The following is a 21,290-nucleotide window of genomic DNA, read 5'->3' as shown; positions in this document are numbered from 1 at the left end:
CAGTCATGAGCCGTAAGCGTGTTCGTGTGCGTCAACGTCACCGGGCCGCACCCTGCCTGCGGGTCGGTCCCGGCCGGCCGGCTCAACCCGCCCGCGGAGGGGCCGGGGGCTCACCGACAAGTCCCAGACGGGTAAGCGGAGAGGCGGTCACCTGGCGGAGCGCCAGGACCAAGCCCGCCACCAGACCGGCCGTGGAGGCTATCAGGATGACGGCCGAGCAGTGGGCCCCGTAGAAGGTCCACCGTGCCCCCATCTGCAGGCCGGAATCCATCTGCCAGATGACGAAGGCCCCATAAACCACCCCCAGGAGGCCCGCTGTCAACAGGACGGTCGAAACAATCTGCACGCTGGCCGAAGACATGCGCGTTCCGGTTGCATCCATGCCCGACCCCCTGGTGAAGGCCAAGGTGATCAGCGCGAGCCCCCCCGCAATCAGAATGCCCATGACCACATCCGAAGGCCTGTGCCACTTGCCTTGGATGACCGAACATCCAACGGCCAGGGTGAAGGGGACACCCAGGAGGGCCGTCAGGCCCCGCCAGACACGCGGGACCACGCATAGGAGGACCAGGAAAACGGTGACCGCCATGATGGTGTGACCCGAGGGGGCCGAATTTTTCCCGGAGGACATGACATTGACGAGGAAGGGCCGGGGGAGAAGGATTTTGAGGGCCCTTCCCGCCGCATAGCTCATGGCCGCATAAACCACCATCTGGCCCAGCAGCCACCACCGCCTGCGCAGGAGGACCACGACCAGGGCCACCAGTGCGATGAGGACGCAGATGACGGTGGTGTTCACATGGCTGGTGAAGAAGCCCAGGAAGGCGTGGATCCAAGGGACATTGATGGTGAAGCCCTTGAAGTTGTTCCAGACCTCGTCGTCATATTCCTGCCCCCGGATGGTGAAGACTGCCAGCCACCAGACCAGGGCCGACAGTGCCAGGAGGGCCAGGCCCGAAACCAGGCAGAGCACCCTGCTGGAAGTGCGTGGCCTGACCGTGAGCGGGTCGAGGTCCTTCATGGAAGGACCGGTCGGCAGGGCAGGGACCCGAACCGAGGGTGAAGGGCCGTCGGGCATGGCTGGTCCGGAGACTGCCGACCCCGGCATCTGCTGGTCAAACGAATCGGTCATACCCATGACTTTAGAGAGGGCCGGCTACCAAAGCACACATCGCCATATGCGGACACCCTCCGCAGACCGCCTCCCGGCAAAAGCCGCAGGTGGGAGACCCGGCCCGCCTATACGGGGATAAGGAAAACTCCCACGCACCCGCCAGAGGCCACTTACCCTTGCTGCATTCCTGCCCTGGGGGGATTGGGTGACATGACGCCACGTGAGAGCAGGTACCACTATAGCACGGGGGCCGCCCTCCCCCGGAGGCGGCCCGGACTGCCCTCAGTACCGGTCCCCGTTGAGGACAGAGTTCTTGACGATCACATAGTCCACGTGGCGTATATCCATGAGCCTGCGCCCACCGGCATACGAGATGGAGGATTGAAGGTCCTGTCCCATCTCCTGCAGGGTGTCGGCTATGGAACCACGGTAGGGCACCAGCATCTGCTTGCCCTCCACGTTCTGATTGGCCCCCTTCTGCTTCTCCGAGGCCGAACCCCAGTACTGCTTGTAGACCTTGCCGTCGATGACGATCTTGTCGCCCGGGGACTCTTCATGCCCGGCCAGGATGGACCCTACCATGACCATCGAGGCTCCGAAACGGATGGACTTGGCGATGTCGCCGTTGTGGCGGATGCCTCCGTCGGCGATGATGGGCTTGCGGGCCGCCTTGGCACAGAGTCGGACGGCGGCCAGCTGCCAGCCGCCGGTGCCGAAGCCGGTCTTGAGCTTGGTGATGCAGGCCTTCCCGGGCCCGATGCCCACCTTCGTGGCGTCCGCCCCGGCGTTCTCCAACTCCCTGACGGCCTCGGGCGTGCCCACGTTGCCGGCGATCACGAAGGAGCCGGGCAGGGCCTCCTTCAGGTGGGCGATCATCCTGATGACTGAGTCCGCATGCCCGTGGGCGATATCGATGGTCACGTATTCCGGCACATCACCGGCCTGGGCCAGTTCGTCGACCAGGTCGTGCTCACCCTGCTTGACGCCCACGCTTATGGATGCGTACAGGCCCTGTCCGTGCATGGACCTTACGAAATCATGCCGGCGCTCGGGATGGAAGCGGTGCATTATGTAGAAGTATCCGTTCCGCGCCAGCCAGACTGCCAGCTGCTCGTTGATCACGGTCTCCATGTTGGCGGGGACGACGGGGATCTTGAAAGTGCGGGGACCGAAGGAAACCGAGGTGTCGGCCTCGGACCGGCTCTCCAATATGCACTTGTTGGGGATGAGCTGCACATCCTCATAGTCGAAAACAGTTGAAGGAATCATTCTTGGTCTCCTCCTCTCGGGCCAGCATGACAGTTTATCAAGTGCCGGTGAGAACATGGGTCCACAGAAGGCGGCGGGCGGCCGCTCGCTTCCGGCAGGCCGAGCGCATCATGCTCAAGGCCCGGCGGAAGAATCGCGCGACACCGCCCGCCTGCAACATTCCCGGTAAGCGAGGTTGTGAACAATGGACGCAGATCTGGTAATCGTAGGCGCCGGCCTCTTCGGCCTGACAATCGCCCAGCAGGCGGTCGAGCACACGGGTGCGCGCGTGCGGATCATCGACATACGTGACCACATCGGTGGCAATGCGTACTCCTACATGGACGAAGAGACCGGAGCCGAAATCCACAAGTACGGCGCCCACCTCTTCCATACATCAAACCGGAGGGTCTGGGAGTACGTCAACCGCTTCACCGGGTTCACCGATTACACCCACCGGGTCTACACCACCCACAATGGGGAGGTCTACCCCCTCCCCATCAACCTGGGCACCATCAACCAGTTCTTCCATGCCCACTACACCCCCCAGGAGGCCAGGGACCTGATCCGTCAACAGGCGGGCGAACTGGCCGGAACCGATCCGGGCAACCTGAACGACCAGGGCATCAGCCTGATCGGCCGTCCCCTGTACGAGGCCTTCATCAAGAACTACACGGCCAAGCAGTGGCAGACCGACCCCTCCCAGCTGCCGGCCTCCATCATCAAGAGGCTGCCCGTTCGTTTCAACTATGACAACCACTACTTCAAAGACACCTGGGAGGGCCTGCCCAAGGAGGGGTACACGGCCTGGTTCGAGCGGATGATCGATGACCCCAGAATCGAAGTGAGCCTTGACACCGACTTCTTCGATGATTCGCAACCTTGGAACCGTGATGCCCTGGTCGGTTCCGTCCCGGTCGTCTACACGGGGCCGGTGGACCGCTACTTCGATTACCGTCTGGGGGAGCTCCAATGGCGCACCGTGGACTTCAAGGAGCGTCGCTACGACGAGGACGACCACTTCGGCTGCCCGGTCATGAACTTCTCCGACCCGGATGTCCCCTACACCAGGGCCATTGAATTCAAGAACTTCAATCCCGAACGCTACGACCGGCAGAACCACCAGAGGACCGTGGTCTGGGAGGAGTACAGCCGATTCGCCGGCAAGGGCGACGAACCTTATTACCCGATCAACACGGCCGGCGACCGCTCCCTGTACACCCGGTACAAGGACCTGGCTTCCCAGGAGCCTCAGGTGGTCTTCGGCGGCCGCTTGGGGACCTATGCCTACTACGACATGCATCAGGTCATCAACTCGGCCCTGGATGCCTGGGACAAGAAGGTGGCACCTCTGATCAGGTGAGGGTCGATCCGCCTGCGGATGGCGCAAGGCGGCCCCAAAACGAACCGGGGCCCGGCACCTATCGGTGCCGGGCCCCGGTTTTCGTCTTAGGCCGGCCCCTTGGCCACCCACCTTTCAGAGGAGGGGCTCCGGCCGGCTGACGGGGTCATCACCCGTCCACCGGCCGAAGCGGGTCAGGACTCACTCAGACCTCTCGCGCCTGCGCACGACCAGGATGCCGCCTGCCAGTGCCAGAGCGAGTGCCGCCATGAGGGAGACACCCACATCGGCACCGGTCCTGCTCAACTTATCTCCTGGGTCGGCGGCCGCCTTCTTCTTCCCCTTCTTGCCCTTCTTCGGCTTGGAGGTGGAAGCGGTGGTCACACGGACCAGACCAGCCCGGGCGGTCTGGAGCGCCTGCTCGGCCTTGTTGACCTCTTCCTGGGTGGCGTTGGGATTTGCAAGGACCTGCTCCGCCTTGCTCAGCGCCGCAGCGAAGGGATCCCAGCTGGCCTTGGTGTAGTCGCTCTGCTTCAGGCTCTTGGCCACATCGACCGCAGCCTTCAGCTTGTCCTTTGACACCTTGGCCGAGGCCGGCACCAATCCCTGATAGGCCGTCTGAAGGTTCTGATAGGCCATGTCGATGTCCCTCTGAACCGCATCCGGGTTGCTCAGCACGGCCCTGGCCGCCGTCAGGGCGGATTGGAGGGCATCCCAGGAGGCCTTCGTGTAGCTCTTCGCATTCAGCTTGGAGTACTGGTCGACTGCGGCCTGCAGGCGGGCCTTGTCGATGGCCACCAGAGTGCTCACATCCGTCTTCAACTGGTCTGAGGCCTGCTCGGGAACCTGCCCCCGAGTGTGCAAGGTGATGATCTTGTCCGCGCCGGATGACCTGGTGACGGCCTGGTTCACCGGGATGACCGACCCTTCCCTGTCATCGAAGTAGGCACCGGCCGGCTTGCCATCTTTCTTCTCGCCGAACCAGACGGGCGGGTTGTAGGCATCGAAGCCGTCCTGCCTTATGTCGCCAGCACTATCAGCCACATACTGTTCAGCCGCGCCGGCCGCATTCGACGACATGGTTTCCACCTGATAGGTAATTCTGGTATTTGTGCTGCCCTTCTTGTAACCCATGGCTGAAAGGGAAGCCGACAGAATCACCTGGTTCGAATCAGAGATGAAAGCATCGTCTATCGGTTCCAAATCGGCTATGGACCACACATTACCGTCGATTTTATAGGTGACGGCGAGAACAGTATCGAACTGTGCGCCTTTCATATTGGTCAGCACGGTGATGGCGTAGTTGGGTACTCCGTCTCCGTCCGTGTCGAGATAGACGGCCGGATTCACGTTCCCGTTGCCCAGATGGCTCCAGGACTTGTCGGTCACGATGCCGAAGTACAGCATGCCCTTAGAGGGATCCGCCATCTGCGGGGCCGTGGAGGCATAAGCGACCGATCTGATGTCTGCCGCAGCCAGGCTGCGCTGGGCATCCACATTCGGATCGCCGTAGTAACCGTCGACGGGGTCCTCGACTCCCAGAACCATGGGGATTGCCTGGGAGGTATATGAAGTCGCTTCTCGCTCGCTACCGGTGCCGTGGCCCTTCATCGTCAGATGACGGTTGCCGGACACGGTCTCCTCGTACAGGGAGGAGGTCTGCGATACGGGCTTGGGAGCTGCGGTCAACGCCACGCGCAGACCGAAAGCACCGTCTTCCTGCTGGGTGGGCGTGAGTTTGACCACACCGGTGCTGTCGGATACATAACTCCGGTTTTTACCGGCCACTTCCACACTCTGTGTCACGTCCCGGATGTGCCTCAGCTTCGACTGATCAGGAATGTTCAGGGTCACCTTGAACTGGGCGGTGGAGTGCGCCGCCACGGTCACTGTGTCCTTGTCCAGGCTGTAGGACACGCCTGGCGTGGATGTGCGCGGAGCGTAGGACAGCCGGTAGGTCCTGGACTTATCGCTGTCATTGGTGACGGTGAAGGTCCTGTCGGCCTTGTAGCCGGCCTGCGGAACCTGGACTATGCCGAACTGGCCGGTGACGGTCCCGTCATCGGAGGAGGAGACCCCGACCGTGTTGTTGACGGCCGCGAAGGCATCTATCCTGCCTGTGCCGACACGGAGGGGACCATAGGCCGTGGAGCGGTCGGCGGTGAGGACGTCATGATCAGCGGTGTTGACCATCTGGGTCTTGACCCGGTAGGCGTTCCACCCCGGATGGGCCTGACGGACCAGAGCCGCCACACCGGAGGTGAGCGGGGTGGCCATCGAGGTCCCGTTCATGGACTCTGAACCGTTGCCGGATCCGGCCGATGCCGAGACGATGTTGACGCCGGGGGCGGAGACATCGGGCTTGGCCGTTCCGTCATAGGACCCGTGGATGCCACGCGAGGTGAAGCTGGCAACCGTGTCCTCATACTCGGAGGAGTAATCGGCGTCCACGCTCATGCGGAGATTGTCGGAAAGGGTGAGCTGCAGGGTGCCCGCGTCGATGGCCGACCGGAAGTCGGCGTCGGTTGCGGCCTTCTTGAAGATCTGGAACCCGGGGATGGACTCGTTTCCGGCGATTCCTGCTTCCGGAATGTTGCGTTGGGATGGGAAGACGATGGCCTTGGCCCCCGCCGCCGCCGCGTTGTCGAACCTCTTGGCGGAACCGCAGGCCACGTCGTCGTCGTTCCAATCGACATAGGCTATGTTTCCGTTGACCGCCGCCTTGTCATCGTTGGAGTAGGGCTTGCAGCCATTCAGATTGTCCGCCGCCTTCACCCTGACCACCTTGCCGGTGACCGAGATGGGCGCCGTATAAGAAACCGAGTACTGGCCGGCAATCTTCTGGTTCAGAAGGGAGGCGGGTCCAGCCGCCACCAGGGCCGCGTCCTGGAAGGCCTTGCCGCTCTGGCTGGCAGCCACGGTCAGGGCTGTGGGCGCGCTGCCCGGCGAACCGGCGATGTCGGTGACGTCCCCTTCGTTTCCGGCAGCGATGACCGAAAGCACGTCATCCTTCGAGAGGGCATCCACCGCCCGGTTGATGGGATCATCCACGGCCCCGAAAGACGATCCCAGGGACATGGAGACGATGCCGATCTTGTTGGCAGTGTCCTCCATATTGTGCTTGGCGACCCAGTCCAGGGCCTGAAGGGTCAGATTGGTGGTGCCCCCCTTGTCGCCGAAGACCTTCAAGGCATAGATCCCGGCTTCGGGAGCGGAGCCCGGACCGACTCGCATTCCTGTAACCTGGGCCTGGGTCAACCCGGTGTAGTCCCCGGAGAAGCGGGTTCCGTCGGCGGAGACTCCATACCCTGCGGCCGTACCGGCGACGTGTGTGCCGTGGTGGCCGCCCTCGCCGTCGATGGGGTTCTCGTCCGGGACCGGGACCCAGTGGGCATCGTCGCTGCCATAGTCGGCACCGGCGAAATCGTGACCGCCCTTGTACTTGTTGGCATCCAGGAGGGTCTTGAGCGTGGGATCGGTCAGGGGGTTGGCCCTTGAGCCCAGTGCCGTCCGATAGGCGGCTGCGGTGCCCGTGCCGCCGAAATCGGCGTGGGTGTAATCCAGGCCGGTGTCGACGATGGCTATGTTCTGCCCCTTGCCTGTCTTATGGGTCTCGTTCCAGGTCTTGACGGCATCAACCAGCTGATCGTTGTGGGTGTTGGCGGGGGCGATTCCGTCCCCCTTCCTGCCGGGCCCGGTCTTCCCCTTCTCGTCGTCCAGGGCCTTCACTGCCCTCACCGGAACGACGTGAGTGACCAGGTCGGAATGTTCATAAAGCTTGCGGAGGGCGGAAGCATCAGCCGTGACCACTGCGCCTGAGAGGCTGTACGAGACGTCGTACAGGAGGGAGGCCTGAGGGTCGATGGCCTTCAGATCCTTGAAGGCCTTGTCGGCCATCCGCTTGGCCTCCTGCGCACGGTCGCGTCCTTCACTCGAGGCCTGGGCGTCCTTCTGCTCCTCCGAGAGGGAGGACCGGGTCATGTCCAGCTGCCTGCGGGCGCGGACCTTCTGGTCCAGGCCCGAATCGGCCTTGACCTCGACGAAGGCCGTCAGCTTTCCCTTGGCGCCCATAAGGCCAGGCGCGGCCCTCTTGATGCCCGTGATGCCCGGCATGCCTTTGAAGCCGGCCGTGCCGGGCTGGGCCGCAAAGGCCGAAGACCCTCCAAGCCCGATGGCAGCCGCAGCCACCAGGGCCGCGACTCGAAATGTTCTTCTCCCCATAGATTCAATCCCTCTTTGATATACCCCGACTGCTTACGACTGGCCCGTGCATATACTCCACGCCGCCATTGTCAAACAATATACTGTATGGGGACGCATATATTAAGAAATGTGTCCACTCTGTGGTCATCGCCTTCGATGACGTCGACTCCGAGGTTGGCGGGGACAGGGGGACGGGGCGCTTCTGGCCACCCCGGGGACGATGATGGCCGGCCAACCCTCTGCGGGTTGGCCGGCCATGTCGGATGGTTCCATTCGCCCGCCTTCACTGGGAAGGCGGTCCGTCAGGACTCAGGCGTGCCAGACGTCCTTGCCGCCCTCCTGGGCGGCCTTCACGTCAGCATCCAGGGCGCTCTCGTCACCCTCGACCTTGCCGGCGATGTAATCCTCGACCAGCTGACGGGCCTCATTGTCCTCATGCTGCACGGCAGGGGACTTCATGAAGTAGGAGCTGGGAGCCAGGATCGGGCCGGCCAGATGACGGTCCAGGGCGATCTTGGCGGCACGGATGGCATCGATGACGATGCCGGCCGAGTTGGGGGAGTCCCAGACCTCCAGCTTGTACTCCAGGTCCAGCGGGACGTCACCGAAGGTGGTGCCCTCCAGACGGACGAAGGCGAACTTCCGGTCATCCAGCCAGGCCACGTAGTCGGAGGGGCCGATATGGACGTTGTGGGGATCCATCTCGTGAGGGACGATGGAGGTGACGGCGCGGGTCTTGGAGACCTTCTTGGACTCCAGGCGGGAGCGCTGCAGCATGTTCATGAAGTCCATGTTGCCGCCGACGTTCAGCTGGTAGGTCCTGTCCAGACGGACGCCACGGTCCTCGAAGAGGCGGGCCAGGACGCGGTGGGTGATGGTCGCGCCCACCTGGCTCTTGATGTCGTCGCCCACGATGGGCAGTCCGGCATCACGGAACTTCTGGGCCCACTCAGGGTCCGAGGCGATGAAGACGGGCAGGCAGTTGACGAATGCGCATCCGGCCTCCATGGCGGCTGTGGCGTAGGCCTTGTCGGCCTGCTCGGAACCCACGGGGAGGTAGGAGACCAGGATGTCGACCTTCTTGTCCCGCAGGACCTGGGCCACATCTACCGGTTCAGCATCGGACTCCGTGATCATCTGGCGGTAGTACTCGCCCAGCCCGTCACCGGTCGGGCCGCGCAGGACCTCGACGCCCTTGTCGGGGACATCGCAGAACTTGTAGGTGTTGTTCTGCGAGGCGAAGATGGCCTCGCTCAGATCCTTGCCGACCTTGAGCGAATCGACGTCGAAGGCGGTGACGAATTCCACGTCACGGATCCGGTATCCACCGAAATTGGCATGCATGATGCCGGGGATCTTCGCATCATCCTTGGCGTCCTTGTAATACTCGACTCCCTGTACCAGTGACGAGGCGCAATTGCCCACGCCAGCTATAGCTACACGGATGCTCATACAAACTCCTCTGATTAACTGAGTTATTCCAACCCAAGCATACCTGTACCAGGCGAGTTGGGGGGACTCGTCGCGTAAATCAGTCATGCACAACGTCCACATACTGGTCATTTTTCTGGACATCAGGCCCCTCCGGCAGTACCTGCCACTGCCGGGTGATATGCGACGGGCAGATTCACACTCTAGCGGATGCCGTACGACAGGACCATCGCGCGGGGGGAGGCACCGTCGAAAAGTACGAACTCTATGGACGTTCCGCCCCTGGCCGACCGCATCTCCCCTGACCTGGCTACCGTGGTTCGCATGACCAGACAGACCCGGACAACCACCTCCTCCCCAGGCCGCACCCCCAGGACCGCCTCCTCCCATCCGGCGCATGGGACCACCGGCAGGGGGTTGAAGCGGAACGGAGCCGGAAACGCCAGGAAGACCTACAGGGTAAGGAGGGGGGCGGAGCCGAACAGGGGGGCCAGGCGGGGCCGGCCGAAGAAGCCCCATCGCATTCTCAAATGGGTCCTGGGCATCATCGGGGCACTCCTGGTGGCGGGGGCGGGGCTCTTCGTATACATGTACGTGACCACCGACATCATCCCCCCCGAAAAGCAGGCCCTGGCCCAAAAGACCACCGTCTACTTCTCCGATGGGACCACCCCCGCAGGGACCTTCGCCGACCAGGACCGGGAGATCATCGACTGCTCCGTCCTTCCCGGATACGTGGGCAACGCGATAGTGGCATCGGAAAACCGCACCTTTTACAAGGACAGCGGGATCGACCTGAAGGGCATCGGCCGGGCGCTCATCAACAACGTGACCAAGGGCACCCGGCAGGGCGGGTCCACCATCACCCAGCAGTATGCGGAGCGCTACTATCTGGGCGAGACCACCACTTATCGGGGAAAGCTGCGGGAGGCCTTCCTGGCCTTGAAGATAGCCAGGACGGAGACCAAGGACACGGTCCTGTGCAACTACATGAACACCATCTACTTCGGCCGGGGCGCGTATGGAATCCAGGCTGCGGCGCATAACTTCTACAACAAGGACGCCAAGGACCTCACACTGGAGGAGTCCGCCACCCTGGCCGGCATAATCCCGGCCCCCACGGCCTGGGACCCCGCGGTAAACCCCAAACAGGCCGAATCCCGCTTCCACCGTGTCCTGGGCATCATGGCGGAGGACAACTACATCAAGGCCTCCCAGCGCGATGGGGCCAAGATGCCCCAGACGGTGAACTTCACCAGGCAGAACACATTTGCAGGACCCAACGGTTACCTGTTGACCATGGTCCGCAAGGAGCTCTCGACCGGCAAGGGGGCTCCGTTCACACCGGACGAACTGGACACCGGGGGTTACAAGATCATCACCACCGTCGACAAGGGCAAGCAGGACCTCATGTTCCAGACGGCCAGCCCCGGTTCGCCTTCCAACAGGGGCATGCCGGCCGGCATACAGGTGGGAGGCCTGTCGGTCAACCCCAAGGACGGCTCGATCATCTCCTTCTACGCAGGGGACGACTACCTCAAGCAACAGCTGAACAACGTGGACCAGGCCAGCTTCCAGGTCGGTTCCACCATGAAGGTCTTCACCCTCCTGGGGGCCATACAGGACGGCACCAGCCTGGACACCGTCTTCAACGGGAACTCCCCCAGGACCTTCGCGAGCGTCGGCCGGTCCGTTTCCAACGCCGGCAACGCCAGTTACGGGTACATCAACCTCTCCACAGCCCTGGCGAAGTCGGTCAACACCGTCTTCATGGACCTGAACGAACACGTGACCGCCGCCAAGACGGCCCAGGTGGCCCATACGGCCGGAATCACGGGAAGGATCGACGATTCCACCACCTTCGACACCCTGGGCGTGGACGCATTGACGGCGTACGACCTGGCCCAGGGGTATTCCACCCTGGCCAACGGGGGGAGCAAGGTCAGGCTCCACATGGTCGCCAGGGTCATCGGCCCAGACGGTCAGGAGCTGTACAAGGCCTCCGCCAAGCCGGAACAGGTCTTCGACGCCGACCAGGTGGCCCTCCTGCAGGGGGCCATGCAGGGGACGGTCCAGTTCGGGACGGGCTCATACGCCCGTTCCCTGGGCCGGCCGATCGCCGCGAAGACCGGGACCGCCAACGATGACACGGCCGTGGCCTTCGCCGGTTTCACCCCCTCCGTCCTGACGGTCTTCGGCATCTGGAACCCGGGCCAGGATGGAAGCGCCCAGAAGATTCCGAATTTTCTTGGCTATGCCAGGGGGAACGGCTACCAGTCCGTCCTCTTCACCCGCTACATGAAAGATGCACTCGAAGGGACCCCGGTCGAGCAGTTCCCCCAGGCGGTGGACAGGGGGAGAGTGGGCGGCCCCGACGGCACCTGGGGTACGGGGACCCGAAGCAACCCGAACCGGCCTACATGGCCCCGCCCCAGGCAGGAGGACCGCAGGCAGGAGGGCAATGACGGCAACGGGGGGCAGCAGACCGGGGACGGCGGCGCCGGAAACGGCAACGAAAACGAAGCCGGCAACGGCGGTGGCAATGACGGCAGCGGGCACCAGGGAGAGGAAGGCCAGCAGGGAGGCGCCACCTCTCCTGGCGGCCCGGAGGGGAACGGCACACCACCGGAGCACGGTGACGGCTCGGACCATCATCCGGAGTGACAGATGAGGCCTGGTCCCCGGTGATGACCGAGGGCCAGGCCTGTGACCGGCTTCAGCCCCGTTCAAACCTGTTGACGGCGGATATGATGGCCTTCAGGGAGCTGGTGCTGATGGATGAGTCGATCCCCACCCCCCACATCACCTGGGCCCGGTCCTGTCGGCCCACCTTGCACTCCACATAGGAGGCTGCCAGGGCATCCGTCCCCGCCGTCATGGCGTGTTCGGCGTAGTCCTCCACCGACACTGACAGGTCGAAGACGCCGAGCGCCTGGAGGAAGGCGGCGATGGGACCGTTGCCCCGTCCCTGGATCCGCCTCCTGACCGCCTTGTCTGCCTCCTCCGGCCCCCGGTCGAGCACGGTGGCCTCGAGCACGGTTTCCGAACCCTCCTCACCGGATGAGACTGAGACGCCCAGGAGCCTGAATCTTCCCCAAGGCTTGATGTTCCGGTCGTCGTGGTCCACCGTGGCCAGGTCGTCGGCGATCTTGCCCGAATCATCGACCGAGAGGTACTCGTTTTTGAACAGGCCCCAAATCTGATCTCCACTGACCTCGTGCCTGGTCCTGTCCGCATACCCCTGCACCAGTTTGTCGAACTCCACCTGGAGCCTCTTCGGCAGGTCCAGGTGGTGATTGGCCTTGAGAAGGTAGGCCATTCCACCCTTGCCCGATTGGGAGTTGACCCTGATGATGGCCTCATAACTGCCGCCGACGTCCTTGGGGTCTATCGGAAGGTAGGGGACCAGCCAGAGGTAGCCGTCCAGGTCGGCCCCGTCGCGCAGTGCCGCCTGCTGCCTGGCCTCCAGCCCCTTTTTGATGGCATCCTGATGGGAGCCGGAGAAGGCCGTGAAGACGAAGTCGCCCACATAGGGGTGACGCTCCGAAACCGTGATCTGGTTGCAGTATTCCACGGTCTTACGCAGGGAGGGCATGTCCGAGAGATCCAGTTGGGGATCGACCCCCTGGACCAGGAGGTTGAGGGCGACGGTGCACAGGTCCACGTTGCCCGTCCGCTCCCCGTTGCCAAGGAGACAGCCCTCCACCCTGTCAGCCCCTGCCAGCACCCCCAACTCGGTGGCGGCCACGGCCATCCCTTCGTCATTATGGGGGTGGAGGGAGAGCACCACGCTGTCGCGCCGGCCCAGGTTGGAGGAGATGAACTCGACCTCGTCCGCGAACACGTTCGGAGTGGTCATCTCCACCGTGTTGGGCAGGTTGATGATCATGGGGTGCTCCGGTGTGGGGTCGATCACGTCAATCACCGCGTCGCAGACCTGGAGGGAGTAATCCGGCTCGGCTCCCGAGAAGGACTCCGGCGAATACTCATAATAAAGGTCCGTGCCGGTGGCATCGGCCTCCAGGGACCGGCAGAGACGGGCCGCATCCGTGGCCAGCTTCTGTATGCCGGCCTTGTCTTGACGGAAGACGACCTCCCTCTGAAGGATGGAGACGGAGTTGTAGAAGTGGACCACGGCCCGCTTGGCCCCCCTCAGGGCCTCGTAGGTGCGGCGTATCAGGTGTTCGCGGGCCTGGGTGAGGACGACGATGGTGACGTCGTCGGGGATGAGCTCGCGCTCGATCAGGGTGCGGATGAAGTCATAGTCCGTCTGGGAGGCCGAGGGGAACCCCACCTCGATCTCCTTGAATCCCATGGAGACCAAGAGATTCCAGAAACGCAACTTACGGGCAGAATCCATGGGATCGACCAGGGCCTGGTTCCCGTCCCGCAGGTCCACCGAACACCAGCGGGGCGCCCGCTTCAGGGTCTTCTCCGGCCAGGTGCGCTGCGGGTAATCGAAGGGAACCTGCCTGTCATAGGCCACATACTTGTTGTAGGGCATGTCGCTGGGCCTTTGGGCCGAGCCGACGAACCGCGGCGGGGGCAGCAGGGGGTCGTTGTTGCCCCCGTTGGAGGCCGCGGCGCTTGCCGCCAGATCGAACACCGACGAGTAAGGTTCCTGACCCATCGTCCCTCCTCTTTTCTTCTTCTCTTTTGTCTCATCTTTCACGCCAGGGAAGACGGAGACCGCCATGGTCTCGAATGATGGATGGGGCAGGTCCACGGAGCGGCCCTTCTGCCTTCAGCCACAGGAGGAGCGGACCGTCGGTGGGGCAGGAGGCCGCTGGAAGGGATTCTGAAAATGAAAATAGGGAGGAGGGGAAGAGACCTGGAGGTTATTGGATCCGGGCCGGGAGATGCCGACAGGAGCCCAAGCGGTCATCAGCGGAAGAGGGAGACCCCCCGCCGGCCCGTGCAGAAGGCGTTGCCCAGCCAGGTGTGGCGTGAGTTGGGCCAGACGGAACCCAGGCGGGGGGCGTTCTGGCTCATCCAGATGCTGGGCACCCTCCCATCGGCGCTGTGCGACCCCAGCAGGTTGAAACCGTTCTTCTCGACCAGCCAGTCAGGATGCTGGGTGGCGATGGCCAGCCCCTCTTCCAGGGTGAGGGGGAGGCGGTCATCGGAATCGATCAATTTGCGGGCCACGTCCGGCTCGCGGTTGACATAGCAGGTGCCCGTGTGGGGTTCGACGACGATGTAGAAGGGGCCCTCGGGGGGCTCGAATCCGTCTTGAGGGAGGAAACTGGCGATGTCTCGAGGCGGCATGGTCGTGAAACCGGCCATCCGGTTGATGCTGGTCCTGGCGATCAGGGATTCGGGCGAAACCAGTTCACGGGTGGGGACCAGGAGGATTTCCGTCCCCAGCTCTGTCCGATCCAGGGCGGCTATAAGCGGGCTGGCCAGGGCCCGGAAGGCGGCCGCGCTGATATCGGCCACGTCCGGATAGCCCAGGGCCACGATCCTGTCCAGCTGCCGCTGTGCCTCTTGCGAAGATTCCGTCATGGGGCCCAGTCTAATTCATCGGCCCCGCCGGCAATGCCTGGCAGCTATGATCTCGGCTATCTGTATCGCATTGAGGGCGGCCCCCTTGCGCAGATTGTCGCTGGCGACGAACATGGCCAGGCCCCGCCCCCCTGGGACGGCCTGGTCGGCGCGGATACGTCCCACCAGACTGGGGTCGGTCCCTGCCGCCTGAAGGGGGGTGGGCAGGTCGGACAGGACGACCCCCGGAGCGCGTGAAAGGATGTCTTCGGCCTCCTGCGGGGTGATCGGGTGGGCGAACTCGGCGTTTATGCTCATGCCGTGCGCCGTGAAGACCCCGACACGCACACAGGTGCAGGAGGCGGCCAGGTCAGGCAGGTGGAGGATCTTCCTGGCCTCATTGCGCAGTTTCTGCTCCTCGTCCGTTTCCAGGCTGCCGTCACTCGCCAGGCTTCCTATGAAAGGGACCACATCGAAGGCTATGGTCCGGGCCACCTTGGTGGGGGGCGGGAAGTCGATGGCCGAACCGTCGAAGACCAGACGGTCGGCCCCCTGTCTGATGGCGGCGGCCGCCTCCTCCTTCAACTGGAGGACACCGGCCCTGCCTGCCCCCGACACTGCCTGGTAGGAGGACACGATCAGCCGCTCCAGTCCGAAGGCCCTGTCCAGGGGGGCCAGCACGGGCATGCAGGCCATGGTGGTGCAGTTGGGGTTGGCGACGATCCGCTCGGGTATGTCGTCCAGGTCGCCGGGGTTGACCTCCGAGACCACCAGGGGGACCCTCGGGTCCATCCGCCATTGGGAGGAGTTGTCGACCACGTAGGCCCCGGCCCTTGCGAACCGGGGGGCCCAGACCTTGGAGGTGGCGCCGCCGGCCGAAAAGATGGCGATGTCCACGCCGGACAGGTCGGCCTTGGCCACATCCTCCACCACTATCCGATGGCCCCGCCAGTCCAGGACGGTCCCCGCCGAACGGGAGGAGGCCATGAAGCGCAGGTTGCGGACGGGGAAGTCCCGTTCATCCAGTATCCGCCTCATGACCATACCGACCTGGCCGGTGGCCCCCAAGAGGGCCACATCGACACCCTGATCAGCTATCTTCGTCAACCTTGCCTCCCGTTATTCGCTTCCTGTCCTGCCGCCATCTCCCTCACCGGCCGGTCCCCCCGTATACGACCGCCTGTTCCTGGTCCGATTCCAGGTTGAAGGCGGAGTGGACGGCCCTGACGGCCTCATCCAGGTCCTTGAGGGGGACCAGGGCGGAGATTCTGATTTCCGAGGAGGAGATCATCAGGACGTTGATGTGGCGATCGCTCATCGCCCTGAAGAAGGTCGCCGTGATTCCGGAGTTGTTCTTCATGCCCACACCTATCAGACTGACCTTGCCCACGGCCGGGTCCACGTCCACGGACCTGTACTCCAGGGCCTCGCGGGAAGCGGCCAGGAGGCTGTGGACCTTGTCGGTCTGGGAGCCGGGGAGGGTGAAGGATATGTCGACCGTGCCGGTGGCCGCCCCTGCCTGGACGATCATGTCGACGTTGATGCCCCCCTCGGCCAGGACGGTGAAGAGCCTGGTGGCCACACCGGGCTTGTCAGGGACGGCGCGGAGGGTCACCTGGGTCTCCGTGCTGTCATGGGCCACAGCCGACACGATGGGATCCTCGGGGCCCTTGAGGTCGGGGAAGATGTCACCCATCGACCTCTCCCCCTCATCGCCGGCCCGCCCCTCCCGGGTGCGGACGCCGTCAACTCGCTCTTCTTGGTCCTTCATGGCTTTCGCCCCTTCCCTTTCTATCCCGCCCAGGGTCCGGACAGACCGGACCCCCTGCCCGTCTGCGTCGTTTCCGGCCGTCGCCTGGGTGGCCAGGCCCGGTTCCCGGACCACCCGGGTGCCCTCGGGCAGGATCACCGTGCCGGGCCGGTGGGAGAACGAACTGCGTACGTGTATCGGCATGTGGAAACGACGGGCGTATTCCACACAGCGCAGGGCCAGCACCTTGGAACCGGATGCGGACATCTCCATCATCTCCCCGTAGGAGATTGCGGCGATCCGCCGTGCCGTGGGGACGATACGGGGATCCGCCGTGAAGACCCCATCCACGTCCGTGTATATCTCGCAGACATCGGCATCCAGGGCCACGGCCAGGGCCACGGCCGAAGTGTCGGAACCGCCCCGGCCCAGCGTGGTCGCGTCCCCGTCGGCGTTCACCCCTTGGAATCCCGCGACAATGCCTATTTCCCCCCGGCGCAGAGCGCGCATGACCCGCTCCGGCCTGACGGCCTGTATGTGGGCCGACCCGTATGCGGCATCGGTCATGAAGCCCGCCTGGGACCCGGTGAAGGAGTGGGCCTTCTCCCCCTGTGCATGGATGGACATGGCCAGCAGGCTCATGGAGATCCTCTCGCCGGCGGTCATGAGCATGTCCATCTCGCGGGCCGGAGGGTTGGAGTCGACATTCAGGGCCTGGTCTATCAGGTCGTCGGTGGTGTCACCCATGGCGGAGACGACCACTGCCACATCGTTGCCGGCGTGCTTGGTCTCGATGATCCGCCTGGCCACCCGCCTGATCGATTCAGAATCCGCGACGGAGGAACCTCCGTACTTTTGGACGATGAGAGCCACTTTTGTTCCATCCTGCGGCTGCAGCCGCCTGAGATTGTTCCCGGGCCAGCTGGACGGCCCGAATACCGAATATCATATGACCATGCCGGGGCCAAGCCGGCGGGTAGGGATCATACCCCCCGCCTGCCCGTGATGGCCCTGCCCAGGGTGACCTCATCGGCATACTCCAGGTCGCTGCCCACCGGCAGACCGCTGGCCAGACGGGTGACCGTGATGTCAAGGGGACCCAGGAGGCGGGCAAGGTAGGTGGTGGTGGCCTCCCCTTCTATGTTCGGGTCAAGGGCCAGGATCACTTCCGTCACCTGATCGGATTTCAACCTCCCGAGCAGCTCGGGAATTCTCAGATCCCCAGGGCCCACGTTGGACATGGGGTCGATGGCCCCTCCCAGCACGTGGTAGAGACCCCGGTACTCCCGGGTCCTTTCGATGCTCATCACATCCTTGGGCTCTTCGACAACGCAGATGACGCTACGGTCCCGACGGGGGTCCTCGCAGATGGGGCAGGGGCTGGTCTCGCACACATTTCCACATATCTCGCAGAAGCGGACCTTGTCCTTGACGGTCATGATGGCATCAGCCAGCTCCTGGGCCTCCTGACGGTCTACCCCCAGAAGATAGAAGGCTATACGCTGGGCCCCCTTGGGGCCGATTCCCGGAAGACGGGCGAAATCATCGATGAGCTGCTGGATCGCCCCGTCGTATGCCACTGCCATCGCTCACTCCCCCTCCTGTTGCCGTTGTTGCTGCTGACGCTTGTGCTTCTGTACATTCAGCGGGTTCCGTGGGTCGTCTGCGGCGAAATCCTCCACCTGTTTCACATCGAACAGGTCGGCCAGCTGGTCCTGATCCATAGCCGTATCGGCCCCCAGACGGGAATCATTCAAGGAATAGGCATCCTCATCAGGATCCACGGTGTGTTCGGAAGGGTCTTCAGGGTCTTTCCCCTCGCCGGACTCCCCCTGCGCACGGAAGCCGATGGGGGTGCCGGCCCCGTCACCGACCTGTGGCGCCCGGGCCGCTTGAGCTGGCTGAGCAGGCTGAGCAGGCTGACCCGCCCCGACCGCCTGGACCGGGCCGTCGGATTCCGACCCGGACCAGCCCCCGTTTACTTGGACGACCCTGGTGGAATCCGAACCTATCCCGCCTGCGACAGCAGGCTGCCCGGTGCCAACTGAATCAACGACCGCGGAATTCCGGGAGGGGGACAGGTCGCCACTGCCCTGGCCGGGTTCGCTTGGAGAGTTGCCTTCCGGATCCGGTGCGCTACCGGCCGCAGCCCCGTCATCGGCTTCGTCCTGGTCGGGAAGCGCCCAGGGGTCCGTGTCGTCGCTCAGATCCGGCACTGCCACCTTCTTGGCATCATGCGCCGGCCCGTCGGCGTTCCCGTCCACGCCTGCATGGGCATTGCGATTGGGAGAAGACGATCCACCGTCCTCTTGGGTTTCCTGCATGCTGATGACAGGGGCCTGTTGAGAGAGCGCCCAGGGGTCTTCCTCATCAGAGTCGGGCGTGACGTATGAATCGGTCGATGCGAAACCGGCAGAAGGGAGGGAATCCGACGGGGAGGAAGTGGCCTGCGCCGAAGTGGACACATCAGGAAGAGGGGCGCTGGCAGGGCCAGATCCTACTGGGCCGCCGGACGGTGGGCCGGCTGGGTGGACCCCCGATCCGTCGTCGGCCGTCCCGGCATCAGCCGAAGATCCGTCACCCTCAGCTGCCGACCCCTGGTCCTCGGCCGTGTTTCCGGCCCCGCGGCCAACCCCTGACCCTGCGCGGGGCTTCAGGGCCGATCCCAGGTTCACCGCCGTCAGGTTGGCCTTGGCAAGCGCGACCTGCTTCTTGACCTCAGCCCGCCGTTCAGGGGACATCCTGTTGACGGATTCGACCTTCTCACCATTGGCCGCCACCCCGGAGGGGGCGATCATCGTCTTGGCCCCGAACTCCTGACGGGCGCGGACCAGGACGATTTTGGGAACTGCCGTCTCCCCGTCGACGGGGCTCGATGCCACAGCCATGGCGAAGGCGTGCTGGCTGAGCGGACGGTCGAAGGTCAGAGCCAACATCTGCCGGCCAGACGGTCCCTGGCGCATGGAGACGGTCGGGACCTTGCTCCTGACCACGTACTCCGCGACCTGTGGAGGCAGAGCAGCCACCAGGGCATCCCAACGCTTATCAAGCTCCCCCTCCGCCGGCACACCGCGACCCTGGCCTGGCCGTGCAGGTCCTTCCGCCTCATGGGTCCGGTCGGTCGCCTGGGGACCTTTGTCCGGCAGCCCTTGTGCATCACGACCCCGGGCGCCCGAATCTTCGGATTGGCCGGGAGCGGTCAACGGACCTCGACCCGCGTCCGAATCCCGCCCGGAATCCGAACCCGGCCCGGTCCCTGCCGCCGCCTGCGCCGTCGGCTCCTTCTGTTGGGGCCTGCCCGTTTCCGACTTCCGCCGTTCGGAACCGATGAAACCTGCATGCGCCCCGCCGGAGGCGGGACCGTATCCATCCTGACCTCCCAGGGGTGCCCTCTGCCCACCGGCCTGGACCTTCTGTTCGACGGGCTCGCACCCGATGGCCAGCAACCGGGCTGCCAGAAGCTCCAGCCGCATCCTGGGAGAGGTGGCCCCGCCCATGGAGGCCAGGGTCTTGTTGATGACATCGGCCATGGCCGTCAACAGGCTCAGGTCCAAAGCATCCGCCTGCCGGTGGAGGCCGTCCGCTTCATCCGATTCCGACTCCTCGCTCAGCACCGACTCGGCCTGGTCACCGGCCAATTTGAGCACCAGGAGGTCCCGGACCCTGGCCAGGAGATCCTCCACGAACCGCTGCGGTTCAAAGCCTCCTACGACGACCTTTTGGATGATGCCGTAGAGCGCGGGTCCATCGTGGTTTATGACCGCGTCCACCGCCTGGCTGATCAAGGCCTCGGGGGTGAAGCCCAACAGTGCCACTGCCGAATCGTATGTGATCCTGCCGTCGACCGAACCGACCATAAGCTGGTCAAGCACCGAGAGGGTGTCACGGACCGAACCGCCCCCTGCCCGCATGGTCAACTTGAGCACGCCGGGATCCGCCTGGACCTGCTCCTGCCCGCAGATCTTTTCAAGATAGGGACCCATGATCTCACGGGGAACCAGGCGGAATGGGTAGTGATGGGTACGTGACCGGATGGTCCCGATCACCTTGTCGGGTTCTGTCGTGGCAAAGATGAACATGACATGTTCAGGGGGCTCTTCGACGATTTTCAGAAGGGCGTTGAAACCCTGCTGCGTCACCATATGAGCCTCGTCGAGGATGAAGATCTTGTAGCGGTCGCGGGCCGGGGCGAAACCTGCCCTCTCCCTCAATTCGCGGGCGTCATCTACCCCATTGTGACTGGCCGCGTCTATCTCGACCACGTCGATGGAGCCCGGTCCGCCGGTGGCCAGGTCCCGGCAACTCTCGCACTCGCCGCAGGGGTGGCTGGTGGGCCCCTTGGCACAGTTGACGCAACGGGCGAAGATGCGGGCGCTGCTGGTCTTGCCGCACCCACGTGGTCCTGAAAAGAGATAGGCATGGGTGAGCCTGTTCTCGTCCAAGGCGCGCGAGAGGGGGATCGTCACTTGATCCTGCCCGATGATGCCATCGAACGTGTCCGGACGATACCGCCTATAGAGTGCAAGTGCCATGATTCAAGGCTATCCATTTCTTTAGACACGGGCCGTCTTATCCCATTGTGTTCCCTGTATGCCGACCGAAGCCTCCGACGCCGCACTGGGCCTGCTGCGGCCGGCCCGGTCAAGCCATCGTCACCATCCGGGCAGGAACTCCGCTCAATCGCAATCGGGAACTCCGCTCAATCGCAATCGGGAACT

The 21,290-nt window shown here is 63.9% G+C and carries 12 protein-coding genes, 1 other RNA gene and 1 pseudogene; 2 read left to right on the top strand and 12 right to left on the bottom strand.

Annotated features, from left to right (window positions below):
- Nucleotides 1-82: 82 nt before the first annotated feature.
- From V6584_RS00875 to V6584_RS00865, 3 genes are all read right to left on the bottom strand, one after another.
- The gene (locus V6584_RS00875) at nucleotides 83-1,132 is read right to left on the bottom strand and encodes a phosphatase PAP2 family protein (RefSeq protein ID WP_340486109.1); all 1,050 of its coding nucleotides are present in this window, start codon (nucleotides 1,130-1,132) and stop codon (nucleotides 83-85) included.
- Between the two features lie 123 nt (nucleotides 1,133-1,255).
- Nucleotides 1,256-1,342, bottom strand: an RNA gene (gene ffs, locus V6584_RS00870) — signal recognition particle sRNA small type.
- A gap of 54 nt (nucleotides 1,343-1,396) precedes the next feature.
- Nucleotides 1,397-2,383: a GMP reductase gene (locus tag V6584_RS00865; RefSeq protein WP_340468569.1), complete on the bottom strand. Its 987-nt coding sequence runs from the start codon at nucleotides 2,381-2,383 to the stop codon at nucleotides 1,397-1,399.
- 184 nt (nucleotides 2,384-2,567) lie between these two features.
- On the opposite strand from V6584_RS00865, the gene glf reads away from it, so the two are divergent.
- Entirely contained in the window at nucleotides 2,568-3,725 is a 1,158-nt protein-coding gene (gene glf / locus V6584_RS00860) for a UDP-galactopyranose mutase (RefSeq protein ID WP_340468568.1), read from the top strand.
- A 180-nt stretch (nucleotides 3,726-3,905) separates the two neighbouring features.
- Here glf and V6584_RS00855 read toward each other — a convergent pair whose 3' ends face one another.
- On the bottom strand, nucleotides 3,906-7,925 hold the full coding sequence (locus V6584_RS00855; protein WP_340468567.1) for a S8 family serine peptidase: 4,020 nt from the start codon (nucleotides 7,923-7,925) through the stop codon (nucleotides 3,906-3,908).
- A 291-nt stretch (nucleotides 7,926-8,216) separates the two neighbouring features.
- Complete coding sequence (locus V6584_RS00850; RefSeq protein WP_340468566.1) at nucleotides 8,217-9,359, bottom strand: inositol-3-phosphate synthase; 1,143 nt, start codon at nucleotides 9,357-9,359, stop codon at nucleotides 8,217-8,219.
- 303 nt (nucleotides 9,360-9,662) lie between these two features.
- Here V6584_RS00850 and V6584_RS00845 point away from each other — a divergent pair, with 303 nt between their 5' ends.
- On the top strand, nucleotides 9,663-12,002 hold the full coding sequence (locus V6584_RS00845) for a transglycosylase domain-containing protein (RefSeq protein WP_340486106.1): 2,340 nt from the start codon (nucleotides 9,663-9,665) through the stop codon (nucleotides 12,000-12,002).
- Nucleotides 12,003-12,054: 52 nt separating this feature from the next.
- Here V6584_RS00845 and leuA read toward each other — a convergent pair whose 3' ends face one another.
- The 7 genes and pseudogenes from leuA to dnaX form a co-directional block, all read right to left on the bottom strand.
- The gene (gene leuA, locus V6584_RS00840; RefSeq protein ID WP_340469682.1) at nucleotides 12,055-13,968 is read right to left on the bottom strand and encodes a 2-isopropylmalate synthase; all 1,914 of its coding nucleotides are present in this window, start codon (nucleotides 13,966-13,968) and stop codon (nucleotides 12,055-12,057) included.
- A gap of 254 nt (nucleotides 13,969-14,222) precedes the next feature.
- Nucleotides 14,223-14,843 (bottom strand): DUF5701 family protein, encoded by a 621-nt coding sequence (locus V6584_RS00835; protein WP_340468564.1) that lies wholly within the window; start codon nucleotides 14,841-14,843, stop codon nucleotides 14,223-14,225.
- A gap of 15 nt (nucleotides 14,844-14,858) precedes the next feature.
- Nucleotides 14,859-15,929 carry an aspartate-semialdehyde dehydrogenase gene (locus tag V6584_RS00830; RefSeq protein ID WP_340468563.1) on the bottom strand — a complete coding sequence of 357 codons (1,071 nt, stop codon included), beginning with the start codon at nucleotides 15,927-15,929 and terminating at the stop codon, nucleotides 14,859-14,861.
- A gap of 43 nt (nucleotides 15,930-15,972) precedes the next feature.
- Nucleotides 15,973-16,518 carry an ACT domain-containing protein gene (locus V6584_RS00825; protein ID WP_340469681.1) on the bottom strand — a complete coding sequence of 182 codons (546 nt, stop codon included), beginning with the start codon at nucleotides 16,516-16,518 and terminating at the stop codon, nucleotides 15,973-15,975.
- A 162-nt stretch (nucleotides 16,519-16,680) separates the two neighbouring features.
- Nucleotides 16,681-17,445: pseudogene (locus V6584_RS00820) on the bottom strand (aspartate kinase); the annotation flags it as partial.
- 110 nt (nucleotides 17,446-17,555) lie between these two features.
- Nucleotides 17,556-18,158: a recombination mediator RecR gene (gene recR / locus V6584_RS00815; RefSeq protein WP_340468562.1), complete on the bottom strand. Its 603-nt coding sequence runs from the start codon at nucleotides 18,156-18,158 to the stop codon at nucleotides 17,556-17,558.
- Nucleotides 18,159-18,161: 3 nt separating this feature from the next.
- Nucleotides 18,162-21,104: a DNA polymerase III subunit gamma/tau gene (gene dnaX / locus V6584_RS00810; RefSeq protein WP_340468561.1), complete on the bottom strand. Its 2,943-nt coding sequence runs from the start codon at nucleotides 21,102-21,104 to the stop codon at nucleotides 18,162-18,164.
- Between the last annotated feature and the right edge of the window lie 186 nt (nucleotides 21,105-21,290).

It is taken from the genome of Bifidobacterium favimelis, from assembly GCF_037963085.1.
GTDB lineage: Bacteria > Actinomycetota > Actinomycetes > Actinomycetales > Bifidobacteriaceae > Bombiscardovia > Bombiscardovia favimelis.
Note: the sequence above shows the minus strand (reverse complement) of the source record. Positions and strands in the feature narration are given on the sequence as shown.

What these genes read in the sequence shown, in the direction of transcription:
- V6584_RS00850 (WP_340468566.1), bottom strand. Translation starts at nt 9,359, where the DNA reads ATGAGCATCCGTGTAGCTATAGCTGGCGTGGGCAATTGCGCCTCGTCA.
- leuA (WP_340469682.1), bottom strand. Translation starts at nt 13,968, where the DNA reads ATGGGTCAGGAACCTTACTCGTCGGTGTTCGATCTGGCGGCAAGCGCC.
- V6584_RS00845 (WP_340486106.1), top strand. Translation starts at nt 9,663, where the DNA reads ATGACCAGACAGACCCGGACAACCACCTCCTCCCCAGGCCGCACCCCC.
- V6584_RS00875 (WP_340486109.1), bottom strand. Translation starts at nt 1,132, where the DNA reads ATGACCGATTCGTTTGACCAGCAGATGCCGGGGTCGGCAGTCTCCGGA.
- V6584_RS00825 (WP_340469681.1), bottom strand. Translation starts at nt 16,518, where the DNA reads ATGGGTGACATCTTCCCCGACCTCAAGGGCCCCGAGGATCCCATCGTG.
- dnaX (WP_340468561.1), bottom strand. Translation starts at nt 21,104, where the DNA reads ATGGCACTTGCACTCTATAGGCGGTATCGTCCGGACACGTTCGATGGC.
- V6584_RS00835 (WP_340468564.1), bottom strand. Translation starts at nt 14,843, where the DNA reads ATGACGGAATCTTCGCAAGAGGCACAGCGGCAGCTGGACAGGATCGTG.
- V6584_RS00865 (WP_340468569.1), bottom strand. Translation starts at nt 2,383, where the DNA reads ATGATTCCTTCAACTGTTTTCGACTATGAGGATGTGCAGCTCATCCCC.
- recR (WP_340468562.1), bottom strand. Translation starts at nt 18,158, where the DNA reads ATGGCAGTGGCATACGACGGGGCGATCCAGCAGCTCATCGATGATTTC.
- glf (WP_340468568.1), top strand. Translation starts at nt 2,568, where the DNA reads ATGGACGCAGATCTGGTAATCGTAGGCGCCGGCCTCTTCGGCCTGACA.
- V6584_RS00855 (WP_340468567.1), bottom strand. Translation starts at nt 7,925, where the DNA reads ATGGGGAGAAGAACATTTCGAGTCGCGGCCCTGGTGGCTGCGGCTGCC.